General features: G+C 40.1%; 19 protein-coding genes and 2 pseudogenes. 3 read left to right on the forward strand and 18 right to left on the reverse strand.

Translation table 11 applies throughout. The features are described 5' to 3' along the window. Nucleotides 1-458: 458 nt before the first annotated feature. From LIT25_14670 to LIT25_14725, 12 genes and pseudogenes are all read right to left on the reverse strand, one after another. Nucleotides 459-1,949, reverse strand: coding sequence for an amidase (locus LIT25_14670; GenBank protein ID USK31892.1), 1,491 nt, complete (start codon nt 1,947-1,949; stop codon nt 459-461). Nucleotides 1,950-2,169: 220 nt separating this feature from the next. Further along, the gene (locus LIT25_14675) at nt 2,170-2,607 is read right to left on the reverse strand and encodes an SRPBCC family protein (GenBank protein USK31893.1); all 438 of its coding nucleotides are present in this window, start codon (nt 2,605-2,607) and stop codon (nt 2,170-2,172) included. A gap of 27 nt (nt 2,608-2,634) precedes the next feature. Then, complete coding sequence (locus tag LIT25_14680; GenBank protein ID USK31894.1) at nt 2,635-3,420, reverse strand: helix-turn-helix domain-containing protein; 786 nt, start codon at nt 3,418-3,420, stop codon at nt 2,635-2,637. A gap of 397 nt (nt 3,421-3,817) precedes the next feature. Further along, complete coding sequence (locus tag LIT25_14685) at nt 3,818-5,242, reverse strand: sigma 54-interacting transcriptional regulator (GenBank protein ID USK31895.1); 1,425 nt, start codon at nt 5,240-5,242, stop codon at nt 3,818-3,820. A 192-nt stretch (nt 5,243-5,434) separates the two neighbouring features. Continuing rightward, complete coding sequence (locus LIT25_14690) at nt 5,435-6,220, reverse strand: 3-hydroxybutyrate dehydrogenase (protein USK31896.1); 786 nt, start codon at nt 6,218-6,220, stop codon at nt 5,435-5,437. A 26-nt stretch (nt 6,221-6,246) separates the two neighbouring features. After that, nucleotides 6,247-6,900 carry a CoA transferase subunit B gene (locus LIT25_14695; GenBank protein USK31897.1) on the reverse strand — a complete coding sequence of 218 codons (654 nt, stop codon included), beginning with the start codon at nt 6,898-6,900 and terminating at the stop codon, nt 6,247-6,249. A gap of 15 nt (nt 6,901-6,915) precedes the next feature. Beyond that, nucleotides 6,916-7,617 (reverse strand): CoA transferase subunit A, encoded by a 702-nt coding sequence (locus tag LIT25_14700; protein USK31898.1) that lies wholly within the window; start codon nt 7,615-7,617, stop codon nt 6,916-6,918. A gap of 30 nt (nt 7,618-7,647) precedes the next feature. Further along, a complete protein-coding gene (locus LIT25_14705; GenBank protein USK31899.1) occupies nt 7,648-9,090 on the reverse strand; it encodes a GntP family permease in 1,443 nt (480 codons plus the stop codon). 325 nt (nt 9,091-9,415) lie between these two features. Next, nucleotides 9,416-9,613 (reverse strand): hypothetical protein, encoded by a 198-nt coding sequence (locus tag LIT25_14710; GenBank protein ID USK31900.1) that lies wholly within the window; start codon nt 9,611-9,613, stop codon nt 9,416-9,418. 84 nt (nt 9,614-9,697) lie between these two features. After that, nucleotides 9,698-10,036, reverse strand: coding sequence for an HAD hydrolase-like protein (locus tag LIT25_14715; protein USK31901.1), 339 nt, complete (start codon nt 10,034-10,036; stop codon nt 9,698-9,700). A 25-nt stretch (nt 10,037-10,061) separates the two neighbouring features. Continuing rightward, nucleotides 10,062-10,618: pseudogene (locus LIT25_14720) on the reverse strand (hypothetical protein). Nucleotides 10,619-10,778: 160 nt separating this feature from the next. After that, the gene (locus LIT25_14725; protein ID USK31902.1) at nt 10,779-11,591 is read right to left on the reverse strand and encodes an alpha/beta hydrolase; all 813 of its coding nucleotides are present in this window, start codon (nt 11,589-11,591) and stop codon (nt 10,779-10,781) included. A 169-nt stretch (nt 11,592-11,760) separates the two neighbouring features. Between LIT25_14725 and LIT25_14730 the strand changes: the two genes are divergently transcribed. Then, nucleotides 11,761-13,323, forward strand: coding sequence for an alkaline phosphatase family protein (locus tag LIT25_14730; GenBank protein ID USK31903.1), 1,563 nt, complete (start codon nt 11,761-11,763; stop codon nt 13,321-13,323). 58 nt (nt 13,324-13,381) lie between these two features. Here LIT25_14730 and LIT25_14735 read toward each other — a convergent pair whose 3' ends face one another. The 6 genes from LIT25_14735 to LIT25_14760 form a co-directional block, all read right to left on the reverse strand. Continuing rightward, a complete protein-coding gene (locus tag LIT25_14735; protein ID USK31904.1) occupies nt 13,382-14,083 on the reverse strand; it encodes a polysaccharide deacetylase family protein in 702 nt (233 codons plus the stop codon). 153 nt (nt 14,084-14,236) lie between these two features. Next, nucleotides 14,237-14,656 (reverse strand): FosM family fosfomycin resistance protein, encoded by a 420-nt coding sequence (fosM, locus tag LIT25_14740; GenBank protein ID USK31905.1) that lies wholly within the window; start codon nt 14,654-14,656, stop codon nt 14,237-14,239. 302 nt (nt 14,657-14,958) lie between these two features. Then, nucleotides 14,959-15,636, reverse strand: a complete 678-nt coding sequence (locus LIT25_14745; GenBank protein ID USK31906.1) for an amino acid ABC transporter permease — start codon at nt 15,634-15,636, stop codon at nt 14,959-14,961. 25 nt (nt 15,637-15,661) lie between these two features. Continuing rightward, entirely contained in the window at nt 15,662-16,510 is an 849-nt protein-coding gene (locus LIT25_14750; protein USK31907.1) for a transporter substrate-binding domain-containing protein, read from the reverse strand. 109 nt (nt 16,511-16,619) lie between these two features. Further along, entirely contained in the window at nt 16,620-16,865 is a 246-nt protein-coding gene (locus LIT25_14755) for a DUF2164 domain-containing protein (GenBank protein USK31908.1), read from the reverse strand. A 113-nt stretch (nt 16,866-16,978) separates the two neighbouring features. Further along, nucleotides 16,979-17,332: a n-acetylglutamate synthase gene (locus LIT25_14760; GenBank protein USK31909.1), complete on the reverse strand. Its 354-nt coding sequence runs from the start codon at nt 17,330-17,332 to the stop codon at nt 16,979-16,981. A 149-nt stretch (nt 17,333-17,481) separates the two neighbouring features. Between LIT25_14760 and LIT25_14765 the strand changes: the two genes are divergently transcribed. Beyond that, entirely contained in the window at nt 17,482-18,435 is a 954-nt protein-coding gene (locus LIT25_14765) for a multidrug resistance efflux transporter family protein (protein USK31910.1), read from the forward strand. Nucleotides 18,436-18,615: 180 nt separating this feature from the next. Next, a pseudogene (locus LIT25_14770) lies at nt 18,616-18,690 on the forward strand (MarR family transcriptional regulator). Nucleotides 18,691-18,804 lie beyond the last annotated feature (114 nt).

Raw genomic sequence — 18,804 nt, forward strand, 5'->3', positions numbered from 1 at the left:
ATGATTGATTTTACATTCACTGGTTCGTGAAATGAATTTAATTAATTATTATATATATATCTTACAAGTAAGATATATATAAGTCAACCCTTAGGAAGGAACCCTCTTTTTTTAGCTTTCCTGTTTTGTCTGCCTTTTATTACTTACGAATAAAACCATCAATAAAATTGATGGTTTCATTTTCTGACCATGAGTCCCTGTTCGTTACTACTTTTTTACCAAGCGTTTTCCGGCGCTTTTTAAGGATATAAGGCCAAAATGGAATCCATGACTGTATGTCCGCACACCTGGCACTTACTGTCTGTATGCGTTTGAAGCATTCTGCATTTAGGACAATTCTTTACTTCTTCTTCCATCAGTCATCCTCCAGCCTGATTAAATACTTTCCTTCTATATCGGCCAATTTTTCAAAACTTTAACACGGACATTAAATTACTCGCTTAAAATGATAATGATTTTTAGAAAAATGGATTCCCTTCCATGCCAATCCACAGATCAGATTGTTCAAGCTGACCTGCCAGTGCAAGAAGCATGTCTTCTTTCCCTTTAGGTGCCACAAATTGAACACCCAAAGGCAATCCTTCAGCTGTGATATGAGTGGGCACACTCATCGCAGGCTGTCCTGTCAGGTTTGCAAGCTGTGTAAAAGGTGTAACCGTTAAGCTCTTTAAGAACATGTCATAAACGAATGATAAATGTTCTTCTTTTTTCAGCTCACTTACCTTCAGCAGCGACTGGATTTCTTCTTCAGTCTGGGTGAGCTCCCCGGCTTTAGGAGCTGGAAATGCAGTTGCCGGAGTTAAATACAAATCGAACGTTTCATGAAAAGCAGCCATTTGAGCAGCTGCAGTATCCCATTCAGCCAGACTCTGTGTAAATTCGGCAGCGGTTACGGAATGTCCTGCAACACTTAACACCCAAGTCACAATTTCTACGTCATTTGCTGCAATTGGTCTGCCGAGCATTTTTTCAAGGCCGAGAATAGTTGCAGCCATTTCACCATTATTCATAATATAGTAGTTTTCCATCAGTCTGACACCGTCGATGCCGTTTCCGCGCTCTTCTACTTCATGCCCCTGATCTTCAAGCCACTTCACCATACGATTAACGGCTGTAATTGCTTCGTCACTGACTGGTGTTCCGACAGGAGACTGGGTTTGAAACGCTACCCGTAAAGGGCGTTTTATCCCTTTTTTCGAAACATCCGTATATTTGCCTGCAAACAACGGGGTATGGAAAGCAGCTTCCGGCTGAATGATTTGGAGAATATCAAGCATAGCGGCACTGTCGCGGACGGTTTTTGTCAGCACAAAGTCAATCGAAGCTCCCTGCCATTGCCTGCCGACACTTGGTCCTACTGGCGTTCTTCCTCTAGTAGGTTTTAGTCCAAACAGGCTCGTAAAAGAGGCCGGAATTCGGATTGAGCCTCCCCCGTCACTTGCGCCGGCAATCGGAACTATGCCTGCAGCCACGCTCGCTGCTGATCCGCCGCTCGACCCGCCTGCTGAGTACTTTGTATTCCATGGATTCTTCGTCTGTCCATGAACTTCAGGCTCTGTAATATTTTTTAAACCAAATTCAGGAGTGTTCGTATGGCCCAAAAATAAAAATCCCGCGTGTCTTAACCGTGCAACAAAATTAGAATCTTTGCCTGAAATGTTATCTTTAAGGAGCCTTGATCCTGCCGTTAAAGGTTCCCCTTCAACCGCCTGAGAAATATCCTTCAGCAGCATGGGTACCCCCGCAAACGGCTGCTTCTGAAGATCCAGCTGCGCAAGCTCTTTTAAAACCTTTTCCTGCCGCGTGCGGACCACACCATTTAAGATAGGATTGACATGCTCAATTTGTTTAAAAGCGGCTTCTGTCAATTCTTTCGGTGTTACTTCTTTCTTTTTCACCAATTCGGCAAGTCCAGTGCCATCGTATTTTGCATATGTATATAAATCCACAATTTAACCTCGCTCTATGATTTTGTGCTGCTTTGCTCTATGTTTTTAAATAATCTGACAAGGGTTTCGGCCGCAAGACATTTATCCGAAATCGATTTAGGGGACAGCACTACCTGATTCGTTCATAGGCTGCCTCCTGTTATTCTGTATGATTTAACTTTACCAAATATCCAGGAAAAAGAGCCAGATTTTAAAGCTCTCCATATAAAAATTACAGCGTTTATCTATTTTCCAGGATGTTCTTCAGTTTTTTTAAATCTTTGGTATTCGCTCTTTTCATCATGATAGACATAAACGGAGCTAACCGTTTTGAAAAGCCTGTCGGATTCCCTATATTTTGAAGTGTCATTCGGGTTGTATGCTGATCAGCTGCCTGCCAAGTGTAGATGGTCTCCATTGGAAAAGGTCCGTCAGCCGTTCTCATGACCATTCTTTCACCTGGAATGAATTCTGCAATTTCATAAACATACGAGAGCTCCCTCCTGAGGAATTTTGCTTTAAATGCAATTTGAGAGCCAATTGTTAACGATTTTGCGGTCATCCATTCTGCCGAATGAATATTTACATACCATTCAGGTGCATTGTCAGGATCTGAAGCAAACGCTGACACCTTTTCAGCAGTGCACTTGATTTCTATCTCAGTGAATACGTCGACCATTCTCTTTAATCCTCCAAAAGGCAACTATCAATTATTTTGTTCTGCATATTTTTTTAATAATGTTCCCAGCAGATGTTTCCATCCTTCAGTATGATCCTGCTCCCAGTTTTCTTCAATCAATCCTGAAGCGGTATGGGAAAGCTGAAGGATTGTAGCATCATTTTTTTCAATTAAACGGTACGTATAAGAACTATTGACTGCTCCCTGCATTCCCAAATGCCCATGAAGGCGTATCTCTTCCGGAGCATTAACATAATAAACATTCCCCCACACTGCCCCTTCTGTTTCACCCCATCTTTCAATAAACTGGCCGCCTGGCACAGGATCAAACGTAAACTTCGATGTCACTCCTTTTGGAGCCAACCGAAACTCCCACCAATCTTCTGCCTTTTCTGTCAATGCCTTGAATACCTGTTCTCTTGGTGCGTCTATGAAAACCTCTTGTTCAATTCGAAACACTTTTGCTTGTTCTGTTGAGTTCATTTCTTCTTCTCCTTTTTGTTCAGCAGCCAATTTTAATTGAAGTAAAGAACCAGCCGCTGTCTCCATGTATTTTCCCACCCACCGGTTATGCATTTCCTGCAGAGGAACGGCGTTTAAGTAATTAAGTCTGTATTTTCCTTCCCGTCTTACAACAACCAAGTTCCCTTCCTCAAGGGCGGTCAGATGTTTCATGATTGCATACCTTGATACTTCAGGAAAATAATCATTTAATTCGCCAGTTGTTTTAGCTGATTCTTTAAGAATATCAAGAATGCGTCTCCTAATTGGGTGGCCCAGCGCTTTAAACAATGTGGAAAGCTTGTCTTCCATATCCACGATCCTTTCGTTCTTTTCAGCATGGAATGCTCACACGTGACCAGATAGTCACATATGACGTGTGACTTCATAGTAACATGTTAATTCAAGAAGCTCAATCATTCAAATAACGGGAATTGTTTCCATTATAGATTCTTGCCTGTCTCTATTTTTGAAACTCCTTTCTAAAAATATTTATTAGAGGATCCCTTTAGTGAAATACTTATAATATAAAGAAAGGCGGTTCAAGCATTCTCAAAGAATAAGAAAAGATGGGAGCAGGTTTCATATCCTGCTTCCATCTTTTTTCTTCTGCCCCCTGCTCTATACTTCTCATTCGTTATACCTATTCCCAGCATATTGGCGAATAGATTTTAGCACTCCCATTTTCTGATGGTGCATTCTGAAAAAGTCAACTTATCCCATACCCCTTGCATTTATCATAAAAACTTGTCTTCCCAATTCCAAGCAGTTTGGCTGCCTCCATTTTGTTCCCTTTCGCTTCCGTAAGAGCATGGAATATTGCTTCTTTCTCAGCTTCCGCCACGATGTCTTTAAGCGGTTTGACAGGTCCATAAAGTTTGCTGCCGTTCATAGGACTATGCGGCAGATGTGCAGTGTATGCTTGGCTATGGCTCTTCCCTTCCTGCTGAAGATACAGAGGCAGATGTTCAGGATAAATCATTTGGCCGTCCAGTACGTTAACTGCACGTTCAAGTACGTTCTCAAGCTCACGAATGTTTCCGGGCCAAGAGTGTCTTTCCAGGTCAAGCTTCACCTCTTCAGAGAGATCAAGACCATACCTGTGAAATTTAGTCCCCAGCTTTTTTAATAGAATTCTTGAAATTGGGACTATGTCTTCCTTACGATCCTTAAGTGAGGGAATATCGATTTTGATGACATTAAGGCGATAATAAAGATCCTCCCTAAACTCACCGTCCAAAACCATTTTTTCCAGGTTGCGATGGGTAGCGGCAATCACTCGTACATCGATTTGAATAGGAGCGCGTCCGCCGATTCGCTCAATTTCTTTTTCCTGAAGCACACGAAGCAATTTGCTTTGCATCTGAAGAGGGAGGTCGCCAATCTCATCAAGAAAAATTGTTCCTCCGTGTGCCAGCTCAAACTTTCCCTTTTTTCCGCCCTTTTTTGCACCGGTAAAGGAACCTTCTTCATACCCGAAAATTTCCGATTCAAATAAATGCTCGGGAATCGAAGCGCAATTAACCCTCATGAAAGGGGCAAAACGTCTTCCGCTAGTCTGATGAATGGCATGGGCAAACAGCTCTTTTCCAGTTCCAGATGCCCCAAGCAGGAGAACGGCCGACTGACTGTCCGAAACCCGCTCTGCCAGCTTCTTGGCTTCCATGAATTTGGGACTGCTTCCAACCAGATCCCCAAAATGATATTTGCTGAAAAGTTCTTTCTCAAATTTCGTTTTATAATAGTTTAATTCTTCCATGATCGGCTGGATTTTCTTAGAATAGTCCAGCCATTCCTGAGCATTGCGGAACATCACTGTTCCTACAGCACCCACCAGCTGTCCTTTCACATAGAGGGGATACCGGTTTGCAATCATTTCGCTTCCGTTAATGGGATGAATGGACGCCACTTCCGCCTGACCGGTTTTAGCTACAATTTGCATTCTCGTATTTTCAATAACCTCCTGAACCGGTTTCCCAATTGATTCTTCTGCGGTTACATTCAGGAATTCACAATAGGCCGAATTGAGATAAACAACAATTCCTTCATGATCCACTACTACCATGCATTCTGCCGCTAAATTGACTACTTCTTCAATCCAATCATAGGGAAGCTTTTCCATTAATCCTTTCATTTTCTCCACCTCTTTCCTTACTGTCTGAAATAAACCGTTTACATTTGTATGATTATCTTACACAGACCTATTAATAAAAATCAATATATTGGGAGATTCAGATCAATAAATCACTTTGGTAAAGACAGCCATTTACTTTATCATTGCAAAAATAAAGGACAGCATGGGCTGTCCCTTTTCTGAATATAAGTATTATTGAACCGTATACCCACCATCAAGAATAGCTGCCTGACCGGTAATTCCTTTTGCTTTATCACTTGCCAGAAAGACTGCATAATCGGCAATTTCCTGAACTGAGAGCAATCTTTTCTGCGGAACGAGAGGATAAATCACTTGTTCTAGAACACGTTCAAGCTCTACGTTTCGCGTTTTCGCAAGGTCAGCAAGCTGGTTGCGAACCAAAGGGGTATCAACGTAGCCCGGACAAAGTGCGTTAACGGTGATTCCATGTTCCGCCCCTTCAAGCGCAGCAACCTTAGTCAGTCCGATGACACCGTGTTTGGCGCTGTTGTAAGCTGCTTTTCCTGCAAAACCGATAACTCCATTAATAGATGCCATATTAATAATCCGGCCAAAATTTTGTTTTTTCATGATTGGAAAAACGTGTTTTGTAGCTACAAACGGCGCTGTCAGCATGACTTTGATCAGGAATTCAAACCGGTCAGTCGGGAATTCTTCGATTGGAGAAACATGCTGCAGTCCAGCATTGTTAACAAGAATGTCCAAGCGGCCGTACAGTTTTTGAACGGTTTCAATCGTTTGAATGATCTGATCTTCCTTTGTTACATCGCAAGCAGCAGCAATGGATTCAAAACCTTCTTCCTTCAATTTTTCAGCTGCTGCTTCGGCTGCTTCCAGATTCACATCGGAAATGACTACTGCCGCTCCTTCTTTTGCAAATTCCTTAGCAACTTCAAATCCGATGCCGCTCGCGGCACCTGTCACAAGCGCTGCCTTTTCCTTAAGTAATCGATTCATCGCCATTTCCCTTTCTATTGCTCGCCTTAATGGGCGGTCAGCAGTGATTGACTTATTGTAAATGAGGCTTCTGTTTTCTCTTTTACTTCCTCAATGGTCACCCCGTCCTGAAGTTCAACGAGCTCCATCATGCCATCTGCAAAATCAAATACAGCAAGCTCTGTAATTAGGCGGTTGACAACCTGTTTCCCTGTCAAAGGAAGAGTGCATTCTTTTTTAACCTTGGATTCACCATATTTATTGACATGTTCCATAATAACAATTATCCGTTTGGCGCCATTAACAAGATCCATGGCACCGCCCATCCCCTTAACCATTTTTCCAGGGATCATCCAATTCGCAAGGTCTCCCTGTTCAGAAACCTCCATGCCTCCTAGAATAGCAAGATCAATATGTCCTCCGCGTATCATGGCGAAAGATTCTGCACTGTCAAAATAAGATGCGCCAGGTACACTTGTTACCGTTTCTTTTCCTGCATTGATCAGGTCTGGATCTTCCGTTCCTGCAATCGGATACGGTCCGATTCCAAGCAGGCCATTCTCCGATTGCAAAAGCACATTATAATCATCTGGAATTTCATTTGCTACAAGAGTAGGCATCCCGATTCCAAGATTTACGTTCATGCCGTCTTTTATTTCTTTAACTGCTCGCTTCACCATTTTATGTCTGCTGTCACTCATGTTTTTGCCTCCTTTTTATGCCTGACGAACCGTAAGGCGTTCGATTCGTTTTTCATAGTTCTCACCAAGCAATACATGCTGAACATAAATGCCAGGTGTATGAATTTCGTCTGGATTCAGCTCTCCGGTTTCAACAATTTCTTCGACCTCTGCTATTGTAATTTTCCCGGCCATCGCAGCCACTGGATTAAAATTTCGGGAAGTTTTCCTGAAAACCAAGTTACCAAGCGGGTCCGCTTTCCATGCTTTAACTAGGGCAAAGTCTCCAACGATTCCTCTTTCAAGGATATACGTCCGGCCATCGAAATCTTTGTGCTCCTTGCCTTCAGCCACCTTCGTTCCAACTCCGGTTGCTGTATAAAAGCCAGGAATTCCAGCGCCTCCAGCCCGCATTCTCTCAGCTAAAGTTCCTTGAGGGATCAGCTCTACTTCCAATTCACCGCTTAAATACTGACGTTCAAAAATTTTGTTTTCTCCTACATAAGAAGACATCATTTTTTTGATCTGTTTGTTTGCAAGCAGCAAGCCAAGGCCCCAATCGTCAACTCCGCAGTTATTGCTTACAACAGTAAGATCTTTGACACCTTTATCTCTTAAAGCAAGAATCGTTTTTTCAGGTATGCCGCAGAGGCCGAAGCCTCCAACGACCAATGTTGCACCGTCTTCCACCGTATCAATTGCTTGTTTAAATGAGTCTAGAACTTTTCCCTTTGCCATCTAAGTTTCCTCTCTTTCTGTGATGATTGTTTAAACTAGGCCGAATAGGCTGTAAATCGCGATAATGACAAATACGGCAACTGTCTTAATAATCGTAATGGCAAAAATATCACGGTAAGATTGACGGTGAGTAAGACCTGTAACCGCAAGAAGCGTAATAACCGCTCCATTGTGAGGCAGAGTATCCATACCGCCTGATGCCATAGAAATAACCCTATGCATAACCTCCGGAGGAATATTGAACTTTTCAATTGCCTCCAAATACTTATCAGACATTGCGCTTAGCGCAATTCCCATCCCTCCGGATGCGGAGCCTGTGATACCTGCAAGTGTGGTTGTCGTCACAGCTCCGTTTACAAGCGGATCCGTAAATGTTGAGGAAATCCCATTGCTCACCGTTTTAAATCCAGGAAGTGCAGCGATGACTCCGCCAAATCCATACTCAGCTCCTGTATTCATGGCGGCAAGCAGTGCACCGCTAATCCCAGCATTCAAACCGTCTTTAATGTTAGCGGTTACAGCTTTCCAGTCAAAAGCAATTGTCGTTATGATTCCTATTAATAGCGCAAGTTCAACAGACCATATTGCAACAACAGATGGAAGCTCGATTTTACCAAACGCTTCAAGTCCGATCGCTGAGAAATCAAATCCGTTTGGATACCATTTCGGAAAAGAAACGGTGAAGAATTTGTTCATGACACCAACCAAAATAAGTGGCACGAAGGCTAGAATCTGACGGGCAACACTAAGTTCCGTTCCTGCAGAAACAGCAGCCTCTTCTTTTTCACGAGCAAGCTCAGGGTCTAGTCCTGCAGCAGTCTCTGAATGAAATCCTGCATACCCTTCACCTGCTTTTTCCGCTTTTTTGCGTCGTGATTCCAAATACCACATTCCAAGTGACAAGACAAAAATCGCACCTATAATCCCAAGAACAGGAGCTGCATAAATATCAGTTTTGAAGAAGGTTGTCGGGATGACGTTTTGAATTTGCGGCGTACCCGGAAGTGCGTCCATCGTAAAAGTAAAAGCTCCAAGAGCAATTGTTCCTGGAATCAGACGTTTTGGAATGTCTGCCTCAATGAACAGATTTTTAGCAAATGGATAGACAGCGAACACCACAACAAACAAACTGACACCGCTGTATGTCAGGATGGCACCCATCAGAACAATGGCAAGAATCGCTCTCCTTGCTCCTACAAGCTTAACAATCGTTTTGGCAATGGATTCAGCAAGACCGGACATTTCCACGACCTTCCCAAAAATAGCTCCAAGCAAGAATACCGGAAAATAAAGTTTAATGAATCCGACCATCTTCTCCATAAACACGTTGGAGAAAAACGGCAGTACATAACTAGGATCTGTCAGCAATACTGCAAACAGAGCACAGATCGGAGCAAACAAAATAACTGAAAATCCCCGATAAGCAACAAACATCAGTAAACTTAGTGATAATAAAATAATAATGATTTCCACAAACATCCCCCTTTTTGGCCTCTTTGATTCTTGCATTGAGCAGACCTTTACCGGTAAGCGCTTACATCGTGTGCAATCAGACCTGTTTTCGCTCTCCTTCTAAATGACCAGCTCGTTGTTATACTTGCAAGAAGCGTGCCAACTATTTATTTTTATGAAAATTCGTATAATAGCCACAATTCTGTTTTATTGTTGGCTTTGCGTATCAGATAGACTGCATGTTTTAATATTAAGAGTCACTAAAAATTCCGGATTTCAGGAATAAATTTCGAATAAGTTCCGTTATTTCGGAAAATTCCGCAATAACGGAAGTCAGTATACTCTTTCACCTGTCACTTGAATGCAGAACAAAAAAACCGACTGGTTCCATACCGCTTAAAATGACGACAGGATGTTTTTCATGTGTTATTTCCGCCATCTGATTTGGTAAAGCAGTGAACAGAAGCTGATCCTCCTGCAGGTTGAATCCATTGATAGAATCGAAATATTCAGAATTATAAAATTGTACCTTTATTGGTTTCATAAGTATCCACCTTCCTGAACAGGATGAATAGTTTCGCCTGCAAGGTAAACATTCCTAGATAAACTTGTATTCAAGTAATAATCTTTATTTAATGATGCTCATCCAATTAACAAATTCTCTAAATTCATTTATATTTTTCATTACTTGATTCGGCTGTGTGACAAAATCAATCGTTTGATATTCCTGCAGCCATTGCACCCCGATTGTATAAGCATTTGCTCGTACTCCTGCTAGAATGTCTGCCTCACTGTCTCCGATAAAAAGGGCTTCATTATTTTCCGCCCCAAAAATAAATAATGCCTTCTTTACTCCCTCAGGATGAGGTTGTGGTTTTTCAACATCGTCTCTTGTAATGATTACGTCAAACAAATCAACCATGCATGCATAAATAAAAGAGGGTGCCCCAAAACACCTTGCGGGCACCCTCCTTTATAACTTATGACTGGTTTTAAAGGCCTGACTTACTCCGTACATTTTTCCAAACCGACATATACTTCTTTTGATACTTACTCTCTTCTTCCATTTCAATCAATTCCAATGCTTTTTCTTTTATTTCTTCTTCATTTAATTGCTCATATAAGTTTTTAAGATCTTGGATAATATCAAACCGAATCAACGTGTAATTCTTCTCATTGGAACAGGTTTGAAAACGTTCTATTAGATGATCCAATACTAACTTCTTTTGCCGGGATCCAGCAAGGCCAATTTTCCAAATGGACTGCAGGCTGTGCCGGGCGGTAACGAATTTAGGATCTTTTGTCACTTCCCAGACGGCCGGAAAATCATTAAGCATCCGATTATCGGGATCACTGATTGCCAGACTGGATAGGAATTGGGCTGAACGAGATCTTTGATGATTGTCTTTTGAGCTTAAACCTCCCAAACATCATAAGCCCAGGCCACTTTTTCCTGTATTGCTGAGAGAATGCCTTGATAAGCTTCGTATTGAACGTCCCTGTCTTTTGAATTCAGCTGCTCAAAGTATGTTTTGATTACCTTGTCCATTTTCACCATCTCCTGTAAAAATCATCTATTAAAGCATAGGGACATTTCATGATAAACCTGAATGATGTGTGAAATCAATAATCAATGCTGAGACCATCTTGTTATTTCTTCTTTTCTCTCTTAAAAAATCCTTTCATTCACAATAAAATAGACGGCCTTTTTAGAAGAGCCGCCTTTGTAAACTAATGGTATTCTTCTGTGTGAAATTCACTCGATTGAGCACAAATCCTGTAACAATTTCATTGAATATGTTCCATTTCTTCGTAGGAAGCTGATGATTTTGGTTTGTAAATAGGAAAAACTCTGCGTGTTTGCATTTATTTCGATAAAGTTTTAAATAATAGTTCGACCAGTCTCCTGCTTCTCCGTACATAAACAGCATAGGCATCGTGATGTGATGAAGTTTGTCGAGACAGCTGTATTGCAAAGAGTGAATATAATACTGCTTCCAAACTTCTTTGTCCGCTTTTTTCATATGGCCACTTAGCATTTTTCTCATCTTTTTATCTTTTGTATGACTCCTTGAAATAATTTCTATTAATAAATTCAAATAATTCTCTGCCATATATATGCCTGAATGATGCAATATTTGTCCTGATGCATCATCAACGCATGGATAGGCACCTGATAAAATGAGCAATTCGATTCTTTCTGAATGATAAATGGCAAGATGCTGGGCGATCATGCACCCCGCTGAGTATCCGCATATAACGGCTTTTTCCAGATTTAAAGCATCCATAAAACATAATATTTCACTTGCATAATACGGAATCGAAATTTCATGCGAAGCTGTCTCACTATCTCCGTGGCCGCTTAAGTCCGGAAAAATAACTCTCATATGCTTTGATAAATTGTGCTGATAAAAAAACACTTTTTTTCCCATACCGGGAGGATGAATAAATATAACCGGTATCCCTTGACCGAATTCCTCGTAATGGAAAGAATTGCAGCTGTCTATCTTGATTGAGGGCATAATTTTTTCACTCCAAATGATTCTTGAGCCGACTAATTGATTTTCTTTTCGCCACCTTACCTTCCCCGAATAAAAAATTCTTTATTCACTTTTTGATTACGTTTTTTAACATGAATGCGAAGATATTGTAAATAATAAGGAGAACTTGTAAACCGAAGGTGGAGTCTGAATGAAGAATTGTACGCTAGCTCTAGTAACCCTTTCAATCATCCTGATTACCGGCTGCTCAGCCAATAATGATCAAGTATCTCCAAACATGATTCAAACAAAGGACTCCTCTTCACCAAAAGTGATTCTTCTTGTTGTGGATTCATTAATGGACAAACCATTAAAAAAAGCGATTCATGAAAATAAAGCCCCTGCTCTCGAATTTTTCCTGAACAATGGTCAGTACAGTAAAGAGCTGATAAGTGCTTATCCAACTATGTCCGTTACCATTGACAGCACTTTGCTTACAGGAACAAACCCGGATAAGCATAAAATACCCGGTCTTGTTTGGTATAACGAAGATGAACAGCGGGTGATCAGCTATGGGAATGGATTCTTAGAAACCTTGAAATATGGAGTTAAGGATGTGGCAGACAACAGCCTCTATCAAATTAATAACGAAGATCTAAGTAAAAATGTGAAAACAATCCATGAAGAACTGGATGATAGAGGAAAACAAACTGCCTCTATCAACGCTGTAATTTACAGGGGAAATTATCAGCATACCTTGATGGTTCCAAAAATTTTAGCAAAAACGACTTCCCTGCCAGACAAATACAATACAAACGGACCGAAGATATTAACTTTAGGAGATTTTCTTAATCAGGATCCGGAAAACAATCATGTGATCAATCGATTAGGTATTAATGATGCTTTTGCTGTTCAAGAGTTAACCTATCTTCTAAAAAACAAGCTTCTTCCTGAATTTACAATTTTGTACTTGCCCGAAAATGATCATGCAGTCCATAGAAAAGGACCTAAAACAACAGATGGGATTGAAAAACTTGATAAACATCTTCAAGAAATATTGAATTCTTATCCAAAGTGGAATGACGCTCTCGCAAACACAGTATGGATTATTATGGGAGACGGTAATCAATCAGCTGTAGAAAAGAACAAAAAGAAAGCCTTGATCAACTTAAGAGATGCCCTATCGGATTACCAGCATTTAAAGCTTGGTGATCAAGTTCAAAAAAACACTGAAATTGCGATTACTGCAAATGAACGAATGGCATATATTTACAAACTAAAAAAGGATCCCTCTATAAAAAAAATAGCCAGTAACTTGCAGACAGATCCTCGAATTGCCTGGATCGCCTGGAAAGAAAACGATATGGTGCAAGTACTTTCAAATGGCCGCAAAGGAACTCTCCAATTTAAACCTGGAGGCCTTTATCAAGATCGTTATCATCAAAACTGGGAGATAAAAGGGAACATGGACATTTTAGATGTGAAAGCAAATAGCCACAAACAGCTTAGCTATGGGGATTACCCTGATGGTTTATCAAGATTGTATGGAGCCATTCATTCACAAGAAGGAGAATTTATAATAGCGGATGCAAAACCCGGCTATGAATTCATAGGAGAAAGCTCTCCAGAACATACTGGCGGAGGAGCCCACGGTTCTATGCACAGAGTTGATTCTTATGCTCCTATAATCGTTACAGGAACCGACCGTCACATTGATCAATTACGGATTGTTGATTTAAAAAACTGGATTATTAATATCTTAGGAGAAGAATAATTACATGAGATGTTTATGTATGAACAAAATAAAGACAGGATTACTGCCTCATACAGTCCTAATATTTCTGTAATTCATTCACCGTAACAAATTGATACCCGTCTTCAGTTAATGATTTGATGATTTCTTCAAGAGCTTTTAGTTCTTTTCCTGTCTCATCGTACATTGGATGAAGCAAAATGATGGACCCTGGTTCAGTCTTTTCGTTTACATAACTTACTTTGTCAGATATGGAACTGCAGTAAGTGTCAGGTTCAATGTTCCATGTGATTGTATCCATTTGACGTTTGTTTAAATAATAGGGCAGCAAGGCTAATTTTTTCCCGTTAGGAGGCCGAAAATCAATTTCTCCTTCATAGCCTGTGAGGCGTATTAAGTTGTTTGTTTTTTCGATTTCCTCCTTGATGAAGGATGGTGACTTGAAAATCATTCTGCTGTGAGAATATGTATGATTTCCAATCTGATGTCCCGCTTCCTCTATCATTTGTCCTTCTTTCGGATGATTTTCCAGCTCATTCCCGATTAAAAAGAAGGTAGCCCTCGCATGATATTTATCCAGTATAGCCAATATTTCATCCGTATTTCCAGCCGGCCCATCATCAAACGTCAAAGCGACTGCTTTTTGTGCCGTTTCAACATTGCTGGTTAACCCGCCAAATAATTGAAAGGTTCTTGAATTCATTAAATGATACATAGAGAATAATAGAATAATGAATGAAACTAAGCCTATAAATGGTGTGACGTATCTTTTTTTCAGCATAAACCACTACCTCTTACTTCTTTTCTTTATTTTGTATTATTTTCCAACTAATGAATACCCAATATAATCAAGAGCGTCACTCTATTTCTCCTAAAAAATACATGATACCTAATTATATCATTTGTGAAGAAGTAAGTATTTCCACGTTTGAAATTAGAAAAATTCCATATGTTTTTTCTCCTGTCGATAATAAGCTAATCTGTCTTCCAATGTACCCGTATGAAACTCAAACTTATGACCATCCGGGTCTGTAAAATATATCGATTTTTTATCTTTCTCATCTCTTGAACGTCCAGAAAGAATGTTTACATTTAACTTTTCCAACCGATCACACATTTTATCAAAATCCGCTTCATCTATTGAAAAAGCTATATGTGTATATGATTGATTCTGTTCACTGCGGGAAATATTTTTTTCCACATTGAGAGCGAGCCACATGCCATTTAAATCAAAATAGGCAGTGCTTCTTCCTTTTACCAATAACTTTGCATCAAATACATGCTGGTAAAATTCGATTGAATGCTCCAAATTAGCAACGGAAAATAAAAAATGATTCAAACCTTTAATAGTCATGCCTTCACCTCATTAAATGTTTATTATACATCCGATGTGTCATTTAGCGTTTCTATTTGATAAAATCACTATCGTTATGAAAATTTTCTCATCCTGTTTCACTAGTGTGTAAAAGGATTCTGCTATCTCTTCTTCCTGCACGAACCAGGCTTAAAACGATTTATTCTTCATTAAATTCAGAAGTCCTTTCCCCAGCACTTTTTTATTAGCGGACAAGTATAATCCTTTTATAAAAAAGATAAAAACAAAGAAGCCGGATTTTCTCATAAATGAAAATCCGGCTCCAATGCTGTGACCTGAATTTATACTAGGTATTCATATCTTTTCTCGAGGTAATTTTGGACAATTGTCAAAAGAGAACAAATTCCCCAATAAATGAGGGCAACGAGAATATACATTGTCATGTAATCAAGCTCCCTGCCCCCGACAATTTTAGCCTGCTGAAAAAGCTCCGGCACAGTTATCATCGCGGCCAGTGAGGATGCTTTCGTCAAATCAAGCAGCACGTTAGAAAGAGGGGGCAGCGCAATTCTGAAAGCCTGCGGCAAAATAATCCCTCTCATCGTCTGCCAGTAGGAAAGACCAAGCGACTTGGAAGCCTCCCACTGTCCTCGGTCAACAGAGGCTAAAGCTGAACGGTTAATTTCCGCCATATAGGCAGCACTGTTTAAACTGAATCCGATTAAAGCAGCCGTTATGGCTGTGAACTCGATTCCGATAATCGGAAAACCAAAATATAAAATAAACAGAATAACAAGAATCGGAACCCCTCGCATAAACGAAATATAGATTCTAGCCGGCCATGTGAAAAACGAGTACTTAGAAGTGCGCCCTAGTGCGAGAAAAAAACCGAGCACCAAACCGATTGCCATGCTGACTAAGGAAATGAGCAGGGTATTCCAGATCCCTTGTATCACATATGAAAAAGAGTCCACAGCAAGTTCATAATTAAAGACGTATTCCCACTGAATATCTCCCATCGCACTCACCTTCTTCTGTTACCAGTTACTCAAAATCAACATCCGGTTTTTTTGAAACATCAGCACCATCAAAGTATTTCTTCGAGATCTCGGAAATGGTTCCATCTTCATGCATTTCTTTTAATGCTGCATCAATGTTCTTTTTCAATTCAGCGCTGCCCTTTTTCATAATGATGCCCTGGCTGTTAGGGTTGAACTTGATGTCAGGATGAATGGCAATATTTAAGTCAGGAAACGCTGCAACCGCAAGGCGCTGCAGGTAATAATCATTTAAAATAACGTCGGTTCGTCCAGTTGATACATCTCTTAAGTATTGATCATTTGTTGCATTGTCATAAATAACTTCCTCCGCACCGTATTCTCGGGCAACAGCCATGTATGTAGTAGTTGCTTCTCCCGCTGCTTTTTTCCCTTCTAAATCCTCCAATGATTTTATTCCAGATAGATCATCTTTCCGGACCATCGCTGTACCGTATGAGAATTTATATGGATTGGCGAATTCGAATTTTTCTTTTCGTTCATTATTAATCATAATATCGTTTGCAGCGATATCCACTTTTCCGCTTTGGATGGATGTCAGCATTCCGTCAAATGCCATCTCAGAAAATTCTGCTTCCAGATCCATGCGCTTTGCCATTTCACGAACTACCTCTACTTCATATCCAGTCAGCTCATTTGTTTCAGAATCGTGGTAAGACGTTGGATAAAGCGTGCCAGAAGTAGCAACTGTCAGCTTGCCTTCTTCTTTTATTGTATCCCATGCCGTTTTTTCTTCTTTTTTCTCTGTAGAACTGCTGCATCCGGCAATCACTAATGCAAATGCCATCATAATCATCATGGCATTCAGCTTGTTTGAAGTAAATAATCTTGTCATTACGAATCCACCTTTTTTCTATAATCCTATAAAAGATAGCATTACAGCAGGGATTTCGCAATTTTTTTGTTCAAAAAAAGCTTACAGAAGCTGTAAGCTTAAGACCACTTTATCTTTTTATAGATCTTTCAAGTGCATAAAGATCTTCTTCCATCGTCTGCATTCTTTGTTCAACTAAATTTTTGGCGTCTTTAATCGCCTGATTATAAAAGTGAGGTCCGATGGATTCTTTAATGAACTCCAATAGATTTTCTGCCGCAAGCTCGCCAATTTCATCCCCATTTTCCTGGTAGTAATAGCGCTGAATATCTTCAATCATCATCATTTTTTCTTCTTTGGAAAATTTAATAAACATTTTCATCAGCCTTTCTTTCTTGTTATCTTCCCTTTTTTGATGATAACAAGAAAGAAAAAAGAAAGGCAGACTGGTATTTAAAAAAATTCTGTGTACAAAGTGAGAAGGATCGTCTAATTATCTTCCCTAACAATTTCCTCTATAATAGATTCTCCCTCTGTCTTGTCCCGGTCAAACCACTGCCATTTTTCATGAAGTCTGATTCTGCCGTCAGATAATATCTCTGGCTTGGAAAAGCAGTGCCCTCCCCTGATTTCATTGTTTAAATTGATATGATTATACTTAAATTCTAATGTGCCATCTTCTTTGACAAGCCCAATTAATGTCCCTTTGACAATCTCTCCGCCTTCATAAGCTGCTGAAAGTATTCGGCCATCTTGCTTATACGTGAAAACAGTTTTAGAGGAGACCTCTCCATTTGCTGTATTTTCTACAGACAAAAAGCGGCGATTATGGTAATTGATCAATTGGATTCTCCTTTATTAAAATTTAAGCCATCTTATCATATTTAATAAATGTATCCAATTATTTATTTCAATTTTATAAAAATTACGTATAATAAACAGTACCACATGTACAATATATTGCACACATGCTGTCTAAGGGAGGATTATTTATGAGAGAAATCTTGATCGGTATTATTGCTTCCATGTTTTTTGCAGTCACTTTTATCTTAAACCGGTCAATGGAACTTTCAGGGGGAAGCTGGTTATGGAGCTCCTCTCTCAGATTCTTTTTTATGGTTCCATTTTTACTGATGATCGTGATTTTCCGCAAAAACATGAAACAGCTTCTTGCAGAAATGAAAGCAAGTCCGTTTCAATGGCTTATTTGGAGCTTTTCAGGATTTGTCTTGTTTTACGGACCTATTACATACGCTGCTGCATATGGTCCGGGCTGGCTTGTTGCTGGCACCTGGCAGCTGACGATCGTAGCCGGAATCCTATTGGCACCCTTTTTCTATGAGAATAGTCATTCTATTAAAACGCGAAAGAGGATTCCGTTTCAGGCTCTCTGCTTTTCGATGATTATTTTAGCAGGTGTCGTCTTGATTCAAGTAAGAAATGGGACGGATATCAATTTTAATCAGCTGCTTGCAGGGATCCTCCCAGTCGTCATCGCGGCTTTTGCTTACCCTTTAGGGAACCGTAAAATGATGGAAGTCTGCGGAGGCAGACTCGATACATTTCAGCGGGTGCTAGGTATGACCCTTGCAAGCCTCCCTTTTTGGTTTATTCTTGCAGTTTATGGGTTAATTAAAGTTGGTCCCCCATCTGCTGAACAAACCACCCAGTCGTTTATCGTTGCCGTTTCCTCGGGTGTCATTGCTACAACATTATTTTTTATTGCGACAGATCGCGTAAGAAATGATGAGGAAAAATTAGCTTCAGTTGAAGCCACACAATCCACTCAAGTCCTGTTTGTTCTTTTTGGTGAAGTGCTTCTGCTCCAAGCACCGCTGCCGGACGGATTGACGCTGATTGGTATTTTCCTTATCATGCTTGGAATGCTTCTGCACAGCTTTTTTTCCGCTCCCCAACGGATAAAAATAAAAGGGCAGCACGCATAAAACAAAAATGTTCCGTTTTGAGGTACTTTTCTCAATTTGAAATCCTAATTGACGCTCAGACTGACTTAAGCTATAGCAATAAACACAAAAAACTCGCCGTAAAATTGGCGAGTTTTTTCTTAATCCAAGTTTCACAGGTCAGTAGACTTGGGACCTTACTCAACTAAAGCGCACCTTTAAATGAAGGAAATTCTTCGTGAAATTGGAATGATAGCAAGGGCATTAGACTCTATAAGTAATATAGAATTTAAAGAATATGATGTTAATAATTCGAGAATTAACTAAATTGAATATACTATTACATTTCTTCCGCTGGCAGTGATATATTCTGGAACATTATTGCTGTTACAGTAATTCCAAACAGAATTA

The sequence above is a fragment of the Bacillus sp. F19 genome (assembly GCA_023823795.1).
In the GTDB taxonomy this organism is placed as follows: domain Bacteria; phylum Bacillota; class Bacilli; order Bacillales; family Bacillaceae; genus Bacillus_P.